The following is a 16,256-nucleotide window of genomic DNA, read 5'->3' on the forward strand; positions in this document are numbered from 1 at the left end:
CTCTTCGCTGGGAGAGGGGGAAAGGTCTGTTCCCTCTTGTAATAAGAGTGGAAATACATTTGTGAGCAATACAGACGTGCCGTCGCCAGGCGTCGCGTCACTACTGAGAATCCGGGTTATGTTGCAGTTCATCCTCCGACGTCTGGGGTTAGTTATCCCGACGTTTATCGGTATCACCCTTCTCACCTTTGCCTTTGTTCATATGATCCCCGGCGATCCGGTGATGATCATGGCGGGTGAGCGTGGTATCTCCCCTGAGCGTCACGCTCAGTTGCTGGCCGAGCTCGGTCTCGACAAGCCGCTGTGGGAACAGTATGTCCACTATGTGTGGGGCGTATTGCACGGCGATTTAGGTCTCTCATTGAAGAGCCGTCTTCCGGTGTGGGACGAATTCGTGCCGCGCTTTAAAGCCACGCTGGAGCTGGGCGTCTGCGCGATGATCTTCGCCGTTGCCGTCGGCATTCCGGTGGGCGTACTCGCTGCGGTCAAACGTGGCTCCATCTTCGATCACACCGCCGTGAGCATCGCGCTGACCGGCTACTCCATGCCGATCTTCTGGTGGGGCATGATGCTGATTATGCTGGTCTCGGTGCAGCTAAACCTGACGCCGGTCTCCGGGCGCGTCAGCGATATGGTGTTCCTTGATGACACCAATCCGCTAACCGGCTTTATGCTGATCGACACCGCCATCTGGGGCGAAGAGGGCAACTTTATTGATGCCGTCGCGCACATGATCCTGCCGGCCGTCGTGCTCGGCACTATTCCGCTGGCGGTGATTGTGCGTATGACGCGCTCCTCAATGCTGGAAGTGCTGGGCGAAGACTATATCCGCACCGCGCGCGCCAAAGGGCTGACCCGCATGCGGGTGATTATCGTCCACGCGCTGCGCAACGCGATGTTGCCGGTGGTAACGGTTATCGGTCTGCAAGTCGGCACCATGCTGGCGGGCGCGATCCTGACCGAAACCATCTTCTCCTGGCCGGGCCTTGGCCGCTGGCTGATTGATGCACTGCAACGCCGCGACTATCCGGTGGTGCAGGGCGGGGTGCTGCTGGTCGCGACGATGATTATCCTCGTCAACCTGCTGGTCGACCTGCTGTACGGCGTGGTGAACCCGCGTATTCGGCATAAGAAGTAAGGGGCCATCATGTCACAAGTTACTGAAAATAAAGTTGTCTCTGCACCGGTGCCAATGACGCCGCTGCAGGAGTTCTGGCACTACTTCAAACGCAATAAAGGCGCGGTTGTCGGCCTGGCCTACGTGGTGGTGATGTTGATTATCGCCATCTTCGCCAACTTCATCGCGCCGCATAACCCGGCGGATCAGTTCCGCGATGCGCTGCTGGCACCGCCGGTCTGGCAGGATGGCGGCACCTGGACGCATATCCTCGGCACCGACGATGTGGGCCGCGATACGCTGTCGCGCCTGATGTTTGGCGCGCGCCTCTCGCTGCTGGTTGGCTGCCTGGTGGTGGCACTGTCGCTGGTCGCCGGGATTATCCTCGGCCTGGTGGCGGGCTACTTCGGCGGCCTTATCGACAACATCATCATGCGCGTCGTCGATATCATGCTGGCACTGCCGAGCCTGCTGCTGGCGCTGGTGCTGGTGGCAATCTTCGGCCCGTCGATTGTGAACGCCTCGCTGGCATTAACCTTTGTCGCCCTGCCGCACTATGTGCGTCTGACGCGCGCCGCCGTGCTGGTGGAAGTGAACCGCGATTATGTGACTGCCTCCCGCGTGGCGGGTGCAGGCGCGATGCGTCAAATGTTCGTCAATATCTTCCCGAACTGCCTTGCGCCGCTGATCGTTCAGGCATCGCTCGGCTTCTCTAACGCCATTCTCGATATGGCCGCCCTTGGCTTCCTCGGCATGGGTGCGCAGCCGCCAACACCGGAGTGGGGCACCATGCTCTCCGACGTGTTGCAGTTCGCACAGAGTGCCTGGTGGGTCGTGACCTTCCCGGGTCTGGCGATCCTGCTGACGGTGCTGGCATTTAACCTGATGGGTGACGGACTGCGTGATGCGCTCGACCCCAAACTGAAGCAGTAAGAGGTTCGAGATGGCGTTATTAAATGTAGATAAATTATCGGTGCACTTCGGCGACGTTGGTGCCGAGTTCCGCGCCGTAGACCGCATTAGCTACAGCGTAAACCAGGGCGAAGTGATCGGTATCGTCGGCGAATCCGGCTCCGGTAAATCGGTCAGCTCGCTGGCGATCATGGGGCTGATTGATTTCCCCGGCCGCGTAATGGCAGAGAAGCTGGAGTTTAACGGTCAGGATTTAAAACGGATTTCCGAAAAAGAGCGCCGCAGCCTGGTCGGCTCGGAAGTGGCGATGATTTTCCAGGATCCGATGACCAGCCTCAACCCCTGCTACACCGTCGGTTTCCAGATTATGGAAGCGATTAAAGTGCATCAGGGCGGCAATAAGAAAACCCGCCGCCAGCGGGCGATCGACCTGCTCAACCAGGTCGGCATTCCCGACCCGGCTTCGCGGCTCGACGTGTACCCGCACCAGCTTTCGGGCGGTATGAGCCAGCGCGTGATGATCGCGATGGCGATTGCCTGCCAGCCGAAGCTGCTGATTGCCGATGAACCGACCACTGCGCTCGACGTTACCATTCAGGCGCAGATCATCGAACTGCTGCTGGAGTTGCAGCAGCAAAAGAACATGGCGCTGATCCTGATTACGCACGATCTGGCGCTGGTGGCGGAAGCGGCGCACAAAATCATCGTCATGTATGCAGGCCAGGTGGTGGAAGCGGGCGAATCGCGGGATATCTTCCGCGCGCCGCGTCACCCGTACACCCAGGCGCTGCTGCGCGCACTGCCGGAGTTTGCCCAGGACAAAGCGCGTCTGGCGTCGCTGCCGGGCGTGGTACCGGGGAAATATGACCGCCCGAGCGGCTGTCTGCTTAACCCGCGCTGCCCCTATGCGACGGACAAATGCCGCGTCGATGAGCCGGATCTGAACACCGTCGACGGCGGCCGCCAGTCCAAATGTCACTACCCACTCGATGATGCCGGGAGGCCGAATTATGAGTACGCATGAGGCCACTTCGCAGCAGCCACTGTTGCAGGCGATCGACCTGAAAAAACACTATCCGGTGAAGAAGGGCTTTTTTGCCCCGGAGCGCCTGGTTAAAGCGCTGGACGGCGTCTCGTTTTCGCTGGAGCGCGGCAAAACCCTGGCGGTGGTCGGCGAGTCCGGCTGCGGCAAATCAACGCTTGGCCGCCTGCTGACGATGATTGAAACACCGACCGGCGGTGAGCTTTACTACCAGGGCCAGGATCTGCTCAAGCACGATCCGCAGGCGCAGAAGCTGCGTCGGCAGAAAATCCAGATCGTCTTTCAGAACCCCTATGGCTCGCTGAACCCGCGTAAAAAAGTGGGGCAGATCCTTGAAGAGCCGCTGTTGATTAACAGCTCGCTCAGCAGGGAGGCGCGCCGCGAGAAAGCGCTGGCGATGATGGCGAAAGTGGGCCTGAAAACCGAGCACTACGACCGCTACCCGCATATGTTCTCCGGCGGTCAGCGGCAGCGTATTGCTATCGCCCGTGGCCTGATGCTTGACCCGGACGTGGTGATTGCCGATGAACCGGTCTCCGCGCTCGACGTCTCCGTGCGTGCGCAGGTGCTGAACCTGATGATGGATCTGCAGCAGGATTTGGGGTTGTCCTACGTCTTTATCTCGCACGACCTGTCGGTGGTGGAGCACATTGCCGATGAGGTGATGGTGATGTATCTCGGCCGCTGCGTGGAGAAGGGCAGCAAAGAGCAGATCTTTGCCAACCCGCGCCACCCTTACACCCAGGCGCTGCTCTCCGCGACGCCGCGGCTTAACCCGGACGATCGCCGCGAGCGCATCAAGCTCACCGGCGAGCTGCCGAGCCCGCTCAACCCACCGCCGGGCTGTGCCTTTAATGCCCGTTGTAGCCGTCGCTTCGGCCCCTGCACGCAGTTGCAGCCGCAGTTGAAGGATTACAACGGTCAGCTGGTGGCCTGTTTTGCGGTGGATAAGGATGAGAATCGCGAGATTCCGCAGGTGTAGGTTGCTCCGTAGGCCGGATAAGGCGAAGCCGTCATCCGGCAATGGGCCTGGTATGTGGCATTGGTGGAAGGGTTCCGATCCGTAGGCCGGATAAGCGTTTTACGCGCCATCCGGCATGTTTCGCGGCGCTAATGCCGGATGGGTGGGATTTTTCCGTTCACCACGGGGACGGGATCCTCATAAATCTTCTGTGCGGTGAACGGGACAAGGGAAGCGGCCGCGCTCCCCTTGTCAATCCCCGCGGCCCCGCAAGGAAATCGGTGCTGCGCACTGCGCTCACCTCCCGCGAGCCTGACTGCGGCCGGCTCGACTCGACTTACTCGTTCCATTCTGGAACTCGTCCATGTCTCGGTTCGCCTCTGTCCGCCATCCATGGCGTCCAGACCTTGTCATTCCCGCTTCGGTTCGCCGATTTCAGCGGGGACACAACCCCTCGCTGTCATATTGCAGATATAAGCAACGCTGGTATCGCTGAAACATTGCCGGATGGCGCGTACCGCTTATCCGGCCTACAAGGTCGGAGCGGTTTTGTAGGCCGGATAAGGCGTAGCCGCCATCCGGCAGTGGTGCCGCGGAAATAATGCCGGATGGCGCTAACGCTTATCCGGCCTACACGGTTTCAGTAGCTCGGATTACGTAGGCCGGATAAGGCGCAGCCGCCATCCGGCAATTGGTGCCGCGGAGAAAATGCCTGATGGCGCTTCGCTTATCCGGCCTACGCGGTTTCAGAAGCTCTTCGTGCTGCATTGTTCTGTTTATGCTCTTTTCTCGCCCCGGTTCGCTGTTTAAATAATCTGATTTAACTTTGGTATTCGTATAAATATCGCCCGTCTGTTTATTGGCAGCGATTAACGCTGTCACCCCTCTTCGTACCTAAAAAAAAAGATGCAAACAGCAGCATTGTTTATATATTTAGTGCCAGTTAAAGCGCGAATTAGTGCCACTAAAATTACTAGCGCAACCGCAGGCCGCAGGTCATCGCCGTTTCATTCACCTGTACCCTCATAAAAAGCACCGCCCATAAAAACATTCATCACCCTACGCGTGGCAGAAGAGCCTCTCCTGCTGGTGGGGAGTACTCGTTTATTGCGTAAATCACGGATTCAACCATGAAGCATTATGATGATTTGCAGAGATTCAGGGAGAAGAGCGGCAAACAGCATCACGCCTTCAAAGACCTCTCTACCCAATCCCTTGCCGCCGACCAGGGTAACTGGGCAATCCTCAACCAGCTCGCGCCCGCCGATGAAAATGCCGGGCTGGCGCTGGGCGGGCATGTCGCCTCTTCTGTTCCACAACCTGTTGATAGCGAACTCTTTGTCTCTGAGGCGCAAATAAGCGCCCCGCCAGTCCCGAACGCCAGCCAACCCGAGCACCCTCCCGCGCAGCGCCCGGCCGCACCGCCGCAGCGTGACGTCAGCATTCATTACGAGCAGCTGTTTGCCGCGAAACCCGCGCAGACCAAACCGCGCAGCCAGAAAAACCAGCCTCTACAACCGTTGCTAGAAAGGATTGCCGCATGCCGCTGATTTGTGTCTGCTCGCCGAAAGGTGGGACAGGGAAAACGACCCTCGCGGCGAACCTCGCCTATGCGCTGGCCCGCAACGGCAGCAAAGTGCTGGCGCTCGATTTCGACGTGCAAAACAGCCTGCGTCTGCACTTCGGCGTGCCGCTCTCCGACACGCGCGGCTATGTCGCCCGCGCTGCGGATGCCTCTGACTGGAGCCAGTTTGTCCTCACCGCCGGCGGCAATATTTTTGTCCTGCCCTATGGTGATGCCACCGACGCGCAGCGCCGCGACTTTGAAGAGCGCCTCACCCATGACGAACACTTCCTCACCCGCGGGCTGAACACGCTGCTTAACTATCCGGGGCTGATTATTGTCGCCGACTTCCCGACAGGCCCCTCGGCGGCGTTAAGCGCCCTGTCGCGCCAGGCGGATCTGCACCTTATTCCGTTGCTGGCCGATAGCGCCTCGCTCTCACTGCTGCCGCAGATTGAAAACCACCGCCTCACCGGAGAAGCGCTGAACCAGAAAGCGGGCCATTTTGTGGTGCTCAACCAGAGCGATAACCGCCGCCAGATCAGCCGTGATGTCACCGCGTTTATGGAGCAGCGCCTCGGCAACCAGTTGCTCGGCGTGCTGCACCGCGACGAAAGCGTGGTGGAAGCCAACGCTTCACAGCAGTCGGTGTTCGACTTCAGCCCGGCTTCGGCTGCGGCATTTGATATTGAGCTTATCGCCAAACGCGCCGCCGGCATGCTGGGCGTTAACATTGGCGACGGCACGCTGCACAGTTCGCCGCGCATGTCGGGGCTCTAAGCGTCAGGACAACTATGAAAAAGATCCTCTCTCTCCTGCTGGCGCTGGTTATGCTGCCGCTCGCCCTGCTGGTGATCATCACGCCGATGGACAGCCAAAAGCAGTACATTTTCGGGCTTATCAGCATCGGCGCGCTGTTTATCGCCGGGACGATCAGTAAAAAGCGCAGCGTCTCGCTGGTGATGGTGGCGATGTCGGTGCTGCTCTCCACCCGCTACATGTACTTTCGCCTGACCCAGACGCTGCACTTCAACTCGGAAATTGAAACGCTGCTCGGCATGGGGCTGTTTCTGGCCGAAGTCTATGTCTGGGTGATGTTGCTGCTCAGCTACCTGCAAACCGCCTGGCCGCTGAAGCGCGACATTGTGCCGCTGCCGGATGACACCAGCCTGTGGCCGACGGTCGATGTCTATATTCCCTCCTATAACGAGCCGCTGGAGGTGGTGCGCGACACGGTGCTAGCGGCGCAGTGCCTCGACTACCCGCGCGACAAACTGAAGATCTACCTGCTCGACGATGGTAAACGCAGCGAGTTCGCGGTGTTTGCCGCCGATGTCGGCGTCGGCTACATCACGCGTAATGACAATGCCCATGCGAAGGCGGGCAACCTCAACCATGCGATGAAGCTGACCCAGGGCGAGTTAATTTGTGTTTTTGACTGCGACCACGTGGCGACGCGCATCTTTTTACAGGCCACCGTCGGCGGTTTTCTGCAAGACCCGAAACTGGCGCTGGTGCAGACGCCGCACTACTTCTACTCGCCTGATCCGTTCGAGCGCAACCTCTCCGTCGGCCGCAATATTCCTAACGAAGGGGCACTTTTCTACGGCCCGATCCAGCAGGGGAATGACAACTGGAACGCCACCTTCTTCTGCGGCTCCTGCGCCGTGATTCGCCGCAGCGCGCTCGATCAGATTGGCGGCTTTGCGGTCGAAACCGTGACCGAAGATGCCCACACCGCGCTGAAGTTGCAGCGTCTCGGCTGGGGCTCGGCGTTTATTGATATCCCGCTGGCAGCGGGGCTGGCGACGGAGCGGCTGGTGCTGCATGTGATTCAGCGTACCCGCTGGGCGCGCGGCATGACGCAGATTTTCCGTCTTGATAACCCGCTACTCGGGCGCGGACTGACGCTGCAACAGCGGCTCTGTTACCTGAGTGCGATGCTCTATTACCAGTTTGCCCTGCCGCGCATTGCCTTCTTAACCGCGCCGCTGGCCTACTTGCTCTTTAACCTCAACATCATTCACTCCTCGGCGAGCCTGATTTTCGCCTACGCGCTGCCGCACCTCTTTCTCGCGGTGTATGTTAACTCGCGGCTCAATGGGCGCTTTCGCTACAGCTTTTGGGGTGAGATTTACGACCTGGTGCTCGCCTTCCACATTGTGCTGCCGACGGCGGTCACCATGCTGTTTCCGAAACGCGGCAAATTCAACGTCACCGACAAAGGCGGTCTGCTTAATGTCGGCTACTTCGACTTCAGCGTGGTGCGCCCGCACCTGATTATCGCCCTGCTGCTTGGCGCAGGGGTGATCGCCGGGATTGTCCGCGCCTGCGCCCACGATTACTTCGGCGTCGATCCGCGCGTCATTGCCCTCAACGTCGGCTGGGGGTTATACAGCCTCATCTTCCTGCTGGCGGCGATTGCGGTAGCGCGCGAAACGCGGCAAACCCGTAAAACCATCCGTATTGAGGTCGAAATCCCGGTGCTGATCCACTACGCCAGCGGCATTGTCTCCCGCAGCCAGACGGCGGATCTGTCGATGGGCGGCTGCCGCATTGTCGCGCCGGACGATCGTCATTTAAAGGATGAGATCGAGGAGATCGAACTGCTGCTGCACTCCGGGGCGATTGCCCTGCCGGTGCAGACCATTGCCAGCGATGAGAACGCCATCCGATTGAAGTTTAATGATATTCCGCTGGCGCGCCGCCGCGAGCTGGTGCGCGTGGTGCTGGCGCGAGCCGATGCGTGGATCCACCCGCCGAAACCGCAGGACAACCCGTTCCGCTCGATGTTGACCATTGTGCGCTGCGTTTTTGACCTCTTCTGGCTCACCTGGCGTTCGCGACGCGAAAATCGCCGCCTGCGCGGCGAAAAAGTGCAGGAGGAGAGCCGGGTATGAAACGTCTCACCTTACTTACCCTGCTGGCGAGCGCGCTGGTCACCGCGCCGCTGCACAGCGAGCCGACTTCCGTTGACGCGCTGCTGCCTGCGGTCTCCGCCTTTGCCCCCTCGCGCGTCGAAAACGTGTCGCTGGCGCAGATGGGCCAGCCGCAGGGCCTGACGCTCAGCGGCGGTCAGTTCCAGGGCGGCGTCGATTTCACGCTGCCAGTCGATCAGGTAGTCACTAACGCACGGCTGGCGCTGAACCTGAAAATATCCCCGGCGCTAGCGGCGGCGAACGCCACGCTGCAACTGATGCTGAACGGGCAACCGCTCGGCACCGTGCCGCTGAGCGCCGTCGAAGGTGATACCGCCCGCTACCAGCTTGATGTCCCGGCGGCGCTGATGGTCTCCAGCAATAACCTCAGCTTTAAAATCAACGGCGGCGATGCCGCGCAGTGCCAGCGTGATGCCGACTCCAAAAGGTATGTGACCATTCTGCCGGACTCGCGCTTTGAGCTGGAGGGGCAGCAGCTCGATATTGGTGCCGATCTCAGCCATTTCCCGCGCCCCTTTTTCGACAGCATGCAGATGACGCCCGCCGCCATCGCCATCGCTTTTTCGGCGAAACTGGGCCCTGATGCCCTTAGCGCCGGGGCGCTGATCGCCTCATGGTTAGGCATTCAGGCCGATTATCGCGGCGTCGCCTTTGCCGCGTACCACGACAGGCTGCCGGAGAAGAACGGCATTCTGATTGGTCACCCAGGCGAGCAGATCGGCGGCCTGATGCTGCCGCAGAGCCAACAGCCGCTGCTGAAGATCATCGATAACCCGGCTAATCCGGTCTATAAGCTGTTGCTGGTGGTAGGCAAAGATGATGAAGCGCTGCGGGCGGCGGCCTGGCGGCTGACGCGCGGCGAGTTCAATGCGCAGACGGCTGCCACAGAAGTCGCGGCGCAGACGCTGCCGCTAAGCCAGCCCTATGATGCGCCGCGCTGGATCGCCACCGATCGTCCGGTAATGCTCTCGGAACTGATCCGCAAGGATCAAAGCCTCACCGCCACCGGTATCTGGCACCCGTCCTTGCAGGTTGCGTTTCGCGCCGCGCCGGATCTCTTTTTGTGGGATGGCGAGACCATTCCGCTGCATATCGGTTACCGCTTCCCGACCGAGAACTGGATCGATGAAGAGCGCTCGTGGCTGAGCATGACGCTTAACAACACCTTCCTGCACAACCTGCCGGTGAACAAACAGGGCGCGCTGGAGAAGCTGTGGCACAAGCTCGGTGGCGATGCCCGCCAGGAGCAGTTTGATATGCCGCTTGAGCCCTACATGATCTATGGCGACAACCAGCTCTCCCTCTACTTCAATATCGTGCCGAAGGCGGATGCGCCTTGCAGCACCTTGCTGAACAACAACATCAAGAGCCGCATTGACGAGCATTCGTGGATCGATCTCAGCCATACGCGCCACTTCGCGCTGCTGCCCAATCTCTCCTATTTCGTCGGCGCGTCATTCCCCTTTACCCGGCTGGCGGACTACGGCGAAACGGTGCTGATGCTGCCGCCCGCACCGAGCGAAACGCAACTGGCGACACTGCTGGATATGGCGGCGCGCGCTGGTAACGCCACCGGCACGGCACTAACCCACAACCGCGTGCTGCTCGGCATGCCCTCCGGCGACAAGGCGCGTGAGCTGCTGGAAAACCGCGATGTGCTGGCGATAAGCGGCATGGATCAGCATGCATTTAACCGCGCGCTGCTCGCTGACTCGCCCTTTACCGCCCATGACAGCACGCTCGGCGTGCGTAAACCCAGCGCGTGGCAGAAGGCGCAGCGCTGGATGACCGGCGACTGGGCTGCCGACGGGCTGGAGGCGGATCGCTATTTTTCCTCCAACGAAGCGTGGCGCGGTTTTGTCAGCTTCCGTTCGCCATGGAGCAGCAAACGGCTGGTGGTGCTGGCGCTCGGCAGCAGTGACGCCCAGCTGGCGCAGCTGCATGACGATCTCTCCTCGGCGACCATCAACGCCGGGATTCGCGGCGATGCGGCAATCATCACCGATGAGAATGGCGTGCGCAGTTTCCGCGTCGGCGAGCAGTTCCCGAGCGGCGAGATGCCGCCGCAGATGATGATTATCTGGTACGCCAACCAGCACTCAGCGCTGCTGGCGCTGCTTGGCCTGCTGTTGGGCGCGCTGGTGGGCGGGCTGCTCTACCGCACGCTGAAACAGCGCGAGCGTAAACGACTCAACCCGGAGAAGCAGAAATGAAAAAGATCACCGCGTTATTTTGCCTCTCCGGCGCGCTCAGCTTCGCGGCGCTCGGCCAGGCGCAGGCCGCGTCTAACCCGGCGGCGTTAAAAGCGCTGTTTGATCAGGCCAACTACTGGCATGAAAAATCCCATGACGATCTGGCGACGGCGTCGCTGCAAAAGGTGTTGATGGTCGAAGCTAACAACACCCAGGCGCTCTACCTACTGGCGCTGTGGGCGCAGCAAAATGGCGATCGGAAAAGCGCTGCGCAGTGGCGCGCGCGGCTGGCGCAAACCGCGCCGGCCGATGGCAGCCTGCAAGCACTCGATAACGCCAACGCGCTGGCGCAGGTGCCGCAGGGGCAGCTAACTCTGGCGCGGCAGCAGGCGCGCAGCGGCAATATTCCGGCGGCGCTGGAGACGTGGCACGGCCTGTTTAACGGCGATACGCCGCCGCAGAGCCTGGCGCCAGAGTATTACCTCACCATGGCGAGCGACAAAAGCCTCTATCCGCAGGCGCTGGCGCAGCTGCGTGCGCTGGTTGAGCAGCATCCGCAGGATAACGCCGCGCGCATTGCGCTCGGCAAACTGCTCACCTGGCAAGAGGCGACGCGCCGCGAAGGGATGCTGGCACTGGAGCCAATGGCGGGCGGCAGCAAAGAGGCCGACGAGGGGCTGCGCCAGGCGCTGTTGTGGCTTGCGCCGCAGGCGGGTGATGAACGCTTCTACGACACCTGGTTGCAGCGCCATCCGGACGACAGCGAAATGCAGGCCTGGTATCGCAAAAGCATCGGCGGCCGGGCGAAAGGCGCAGGCTTTGAGGCGCTCAACAGCGGCGACAGCAGCGCGGCGAAGCGCCAGTTTGCCCAGGTACTACAAACTAATCCGCAGGATGCCGACGCGCTGGCGGGCATGGGTTATATCGCCCAGCGCAACGGTGATTACCAGGCGGCGGCGCAGTATCTGAGCCGGGCGGCAAGCCAGGGCGGCGAGGCTTCTGACGAGCGGCGCGTGCAGGCGGAAGATGCCGCCTTTTATGGTCAACTGGCGCAGGCGCAGCAGGCGCTGAAAGAGGGGAACCTCAGCCAGGCGCTGGCGATCTCCGCGCCGCTGGCAGAGCAGAACGGCGATCGCGGCACGGCGGCGAAGCTGTTTCGTGCCGATGTCCTGCGCCAGAACAAAGATTACCCGCAGGCGGAGCAGGCGCTGCGCGGCGTGCTGAATAGCGAGCCGCAAAACGCTCCGGCGCGGGAAAATCTCTACTACGTGTTACGTGAGCAGAACAAAACCGCCGAGGCGCAAACTATTCTGCGCACCTTGCCCGCCGCGCTACAGGCGAAGCTGCAACCGCGCACGGTAAGCGGCACGCCTGGCGATCCGCTGCGCCGCGAAGCGCAACAGCTGGCGGCCAGCGGCAACCGCGAGCAGGCGATTGCCGTGCTGCGCCAGGGCGTGGCGCGTTTACCGGATGATGCCTGGCTGCGTCTCGATCTGGCACGTCTACTGGTGCAGGCCGGGCAGGAGAACGAGGCGGCGAATGTGATGCTGCCCGCGCAGCGTCAGGGGGCAGGGGCCAGCGCGCTCTATGCCGCTGCGCTGTTTGCCAGTGAGCAGGGCGGCTGGCAGCAGGCCAGTGCATTGCTGGGGCGCATTTCGCCAGCCAGCCAGACGACGCAGATGCGCGAGCTGGCGCAGCGGGCCAACTACAACTTACAGATGGTCACCGCCGAGCGCTATCTGGCGCAGGGCAATATGACCGCTGCCGCCAACACCCTGAAAGCGCTGGCGCAAACCTCACCCGCCAGCCCGGTCGATGCCGGAAAACTGGCACGCATGCTGGCGCGCAGCGGCGATCTCACCTCGGCGGTGGCGCTGGTGCGCGGCAATATGCGCCAGGGCGTGCAGGGCAACGCCGGGGATTATGCCGATCAGATTGCCGTGCTCAACCAGGCGGGACTGAACGCCGAAGCGCAAACGTTTGTTGAAAGCCCCGAGATGCAGGCGCGCAGCACACCAGCGCAGCTTGCCGGGGTACGCAACGGCTATGTCATCAACGAGGCCGACAGGCTGCGCGAGCAGGGGAACTACGCTGCCGCATACGACACGCTGATCCGCGCATTGCAAAACGACCCGCAGAATACCGATTTGATGTTCGCCATGGGGCGCCTGTACCAGTCCGGCAAGATGAACAAAGAGGCGGGCGTGCTCTATGACTACCTGATGACCCGCGACAGCGACGATCAGGCGGCGCGCGTCGGCGCGATTGATGTCGCACTGGCAGAGAATAACGTTGAGAAAGCGCAAACCCTCGCCAGCGGCCTGCGCAGCGATAGCTCGCCGGACCGCCTGCTGTTACTGGCGCGGCTGGAGGAGGCGAAAGGCAACCATCAGCAGGCGATGACCTATTTACGCAGCGCGCGCGGCAAGCTGGTCGGGCTTGAGGCCAGCAACGGCACCGGCACGCCAACCCTTGGCGGCGTGCTGCTGGCGGATAACCCCTTCACCACCACCAGTAAAACACCATCTCCTTACGGGCAAGCTATGCCGTGGCAGGTGGCGCAGACGGCGCGCGAGCCGGGGAGCCAGCTGCCAGGCACCGCGCGGACCGATCTGCCGATCGAGACGACGCAAAGCCGCACCCTGCGCCAGGTGGACGAGATGATGCAGCAGATGAACGAGAAAACCGGCATGTGGTTGCAGGGCGGGGTGGCGATCCGCGGGCGCGATGGCGAGACGGGCACCAGCAAGCTGACGGAGGCGAAAGCGCCGCTTACCTGGTCCAGCTCGCCGTTTGGCGAGTCGCGCTTTGAGTTGACCGCCACGCCGGTTTCCCTCAGTTCCGGCAGCGCATCGGGCGATGCCTGGCGGCGCTACGGCAGTAATCCGCTGGCGGATGCGGCGACCAATCTGGCGACCTCCATTAAAACGGCGAACAGTTCAACCGCTACCGACGGTAGCGATAAGTTCGCCGATCTGGCCCGCTACGCCGACGCCGGGAAACTATCGCCCTTTACCGCAGAGGGTTTCGACAACCTCAGCACGCTGCTCGGCTCAAGCCGTTTACAGAGCCTGAGCGAGTCGACCTACAAGAAAAATTATAACGATCCGATCCGCGCCTCGACCGATGCGCAGAACGGCAACGGCGTTGAGCTGAATATGGCGCTGAGCGGCGAGGGCTACAAGCTCGATATCGGCACCACGCCGCTGGGGGAAGATCTCAGCACGCTGGTGGGCGGCGTGAAGTGGTCGCCGAAGCTGACCAACTACCTGACGCTGATCCTTACCGGCGAGCGCCGCGCGGTGACCGACAGCCTGCTCTCCTACGTTGGCTTGCAGGATAAGTTCTCCGGCGAGCGCTGGGGACGGGTAACCAAAAACGGCGGCAGCGCGCAGCTGAGCTACGATGATGGCGATGCCGGGTTCTATGTTGGCGGCGGTGGCTACAGCTATCTCGGCGAAAACGTCGCCAGCAACAGCAGCCTTAACGCGAACGCCGGGGTCTATTTACGCCCGTGGCATGATGATTTCCGCCAGCTACAGACCGGGCTGAGCATTAGCTGGATGGATTACGCGAAAAACCTCAGCTACTTCACCTTCGGCCAGGGCGGTTACTTCAGCCCGCAGAACTACGTCAGCGTCTCGCTGCCGGTGGACTTCACGCAGAAGATCGATAACTGGAGAGTGCGCCTTGGCGGGGCGGTGGGGTATCAATCCTACACCCAGGATAAGAGCGACTACTTCCCGACCTCTCCGCAGGCGCAGGGGATGCTGGAGCAGCTGGCGGCGCTCGGCTTTATCAAAGAGGCGCAGTATCGTGGCTCGTCGCAAAACGGCATTGGCTACAACTTCCGCGCCGGGCTGGATTACAACGTGAATAAAAATATGTCGGTGGGTGGCAATGTCGGGTACGACACCTTCGGCAGTTATAACGAAAGCACCGCAGGCCTCTGGCTGCGGTATATGTTGGGAGAGAAATAATGACCACCAACCTGTCCCCTGAACTGGCCTGGCATCAGCAACAGCAGACGCCGCCGGGCTGGTTTGATCTGCTTAGCGTGATGGTCGATGGCATGGCGAGAAACGTCGGCGAAGCGCAGAGCCTGCCGTTTTTACGCCAGATGGGCGAGACGCTGGCCGCACAGATGCCGCTTATGGCATCAACCACCGTCGGCGAGCTGGAAGCGGCGATCAACACAAGGCTTGCCGCCTTCAACTGGGGCGTAATTGATATTGAGGCCAGCGACAGCGGCATGACCTTTCGCCACCGCGCGCTGCCCGTCGCCCGCGATGAGGCGCAGCAGACGCGCTGGTGTCACGCCTTTTGCGCCGTGCTTGAAGGGCTTTATGGCCGCTGGATGCAGGATCAGGGCGGCGATGCGCGCCTCGTGTTTAGCCGGGAAGCACTCTATTCTGTCTCGGATGTTCTCTTTCGCTACGCCAACCCAGAGTGAGACTCGCTATGTTTAAACCCCTATTTGCCGCGATGGTGATATTAACCAGCCTGCTCTTTTCCACCGTGTCGCAGGCCGCGACCGCCTGGGAGAGCTACAAAGCGCGCTTTTTAATGCCCGACGGGCGGATTGTCGATACCGGCAATAACAACGTCTCCCACACCGAAGGGCAGGGTTTCGCCATGCTGATGGCGGTCGGCAATAACGATAAAGCGGCGTTCGACAGCATGTGGCGCTGGACGCACACCACGCTGCAAAACAAGCAAAACGGCCTCTTTTACTGGCGCTATAACCCGGTGGAGGCCGATCCGATCGCCGATAAAAACGATGCCACCGATGGCGATATCCTTATTGCGTGGGCGCTGCTGAAAGCGGGCGAGCGCTGGAATCTGCCCGCCTACACCGCCGCGTCGGACGCTATTACCCAGGCGGTGCTGAAACATACTGTGATTAGTTTTGCTGGCTATCACGTGATGCTGCCGGGGGCGAAGGGCTTTAACCTCAACAGCCGCGTGACGCTGAATCCCTCCTACTTTATCTTCCCGGCGTGGCAGGATTTCGCCAACCGCAGCCACCGCGTTATCTGGCAGCAACTGATTGATGACGGGCAAAAAATGGTGGGCAAGATGGCCTTCGGTAAACCGCGCCTGCCGACCGACTGGGTGTCGCTCTCGGCGGACGGTACCTTTAGCCCGGCAACGGAGTGGCCGCCGCGTATGAGTTACGATGCCATTCGCGTGCCGCTCTACATCGCCTGGCACAATCCGCAGAGCACGTTGTTGACACCGTGGCGTAGCTGGTGGCAGGGGTTTGAGCGCAGCAAAACACCAGCGTGGGTCAATGTGACCAACAACGAGAATGCGCCTTACAACATGAATGAGGGGCTGCTGGCGGTGCGGGATTTAACCGTTGGCGAGCGGACGGGGGAGCCGCAGATTACCGCCCAGGATGATTATTATTCCGCCAGCCTGAAGATGCTGGTCTGGCTGGCGCAGCAGCGTTAACGCCTGATGCCGGGTGGCGGCTTTGCCTTACCCGGCCTACGGAGAGTGCGGTTTGGGTGGGCGGTGCCTTAC

11 protein-coding genes are annotated in these 16,256 nt (G+C 61.1%); all 11 read left to right on the forward strand.

Features of this window, described 5'->3' with window-relative positions; all coding sequences use genetic code 11:
- Window positions 1–118 precede the first annotated feature (118 nt).
- The 11 genes from dppB to N7V53_RS16320 all read left to right on the forward strand — a co-directional run bounded on the left by dppB (window position 119) and on the right by N7V53_RS16320 (window position 16,184).
- Complete coding sequence (dppB, locus tag N7V53_RS16270; RefSeq protein WP_042713258.1) at window positions 119–1,138, forward strand: dipeptide ABC transporter permease DppB; 1,020 nt, start codon at window positions 119–121, stop codon at window positions 1,136–1,138.
- A 9-nt stretch (window positions 1,139–1,147) separates the two neighbouring features.
- The gene (gene dppC / locus N7V53_RS16275; protein WP_054802687.1) at window positions 1,148–2,050 is read left to right on the forward strand and encodes a dipeptide ABC transporter permease DppC; all 903 of its coding nucleotides are present in this window, start codon (window positions 1,148–1,150) and stop codon (window positions 2,048–2,050) included.
- 10 nt (window positions 2,051–2,060) lie between these two features.
- Window positions 2,061–3,053, forward strand: coding sequence for a dipeptide ABC transporter ATP-binding protein (dppD, locus tag N7V53_RS16280; protein WP_042713256.1), 993 nt, complete (start codon window positions 2,061–2,063; stop codon window positions 3,051–3,053).
- Window positions 3,040–4,053, forward strand: a complete 1,014-nt coding sequence (dppF, locus tag N7V53_RS16285; RefSeq protein ID WP_042713255.1) for a dipeptide ABC transporter ATP-binding subunit DppF — start codon at window positions 3,040–3,042, stop codon at window positions 4,051–4,053. Before dppD ends, dppF begins: the two co-directional genes overlap by 14 nt.
- 1,109 nt (window positions 4,054–5,162) lie before the next feature.
- Window positions 5,163–5,582, forward strand: coding sequence for a cellulose biosynthesis protein BcsO (bcsO, locus tag N7V53_RS16290; protein ID WP_279794019.1), 420 nt, complete (start codon window positions 5,163–5,165; stop codon window positions 5,580–5,582).
- Entirely contained in the window at window positions 5,573–6,376 is an 804-nt protein-coding gene (bcsQ, locus tag N7V53_RS16295) for a cellulose biosynthesis protein BcsQ (protein ID WP_279794020.1), read from the forward strand. Before bcsO ends, bcsQ begins: the two co-directional genes overlap by 10 nt.
- Window positions 6,377–6,390: 14 nt before the next feature.
- Window positions 6,391–8,496, forward strand: coding sequence for a UDP-forming cellulose synthase catalytic subunit (bcsA, locus tag N7V53_RS16300; protein ID WP_279794021.1), 2,106 nt, complete (start codon window positions 6,391–6,393; stop codon window positions 8,494–8,496).
- Window positions 8,493–10,748, forward strand: a complete 2,256-nt coding sequence (gene bcsB / locus N7V53_RS16305) for a cellulose biosynthesis cyclic di-GMP-binding regulatory protein BcsB (protein ID WP_279794022.1) — start codon at window positions 8,493–8,495, stop codon at window positions 10,746–10,748. The genes bcsA and bcsB overlap by 4 nt, the downstream gene beginning before the upstream one ends.
- A complete protein-coding gene (locus N7V53_RS16310; RefSeq protein WP_279794023.1) occupies window positions 10,745–14,707 on the forward strand; it encodes a cellulose biosynthesis protein BcsC in 3,963 nt (1,320 codons plus the stop codon). Before bcsB ends, N7V53_RS16310 begins: the two co-directional genes overlap by 4 nt.
- Window positions 14,707–15,180: a cellulose biosynthesis protein BcsD gene (gene bcsD, locus N7V53_RS16315; RefSeq protein WP_279794024.1), complete on the forward strand. Its 474-nt coding sequence runs from the start codon at window positions 14,707–14,709 to the stop codon at window positions 15,178–15,180. Before N7V53_RS16310 ends, bcsD begins: the two co-directional genes overlap by 1 nt.
- An 8-nt stretch (window positions 15,181–15,188) precedes the next feature.
- Window positions 15,189–16,184 (forward strand): glycosyl hydrolase family 8, encoded by a 996-nt coding sequence (locus N7V53_RS16320; RefSeq protein WP_279794025.1) that lies wholly within the window; start codon window positions 15,189–15,191, stop codon window positions 16,182–16,184.
- Window positions 16,185–16,256 lie beyond the last annotated feature (72 nt).

The organism is Kosakonia sp. HypNH10, from assembly GCF_029850615.1.
In the GTDB taxonomy this organism is placed as follows: Bacteria; Pseudomonadota; Gammaproteobacteria; order Enterobacterales; family Enterobacteriaceae; genus Kosakonia; species Kosakonia cowanii.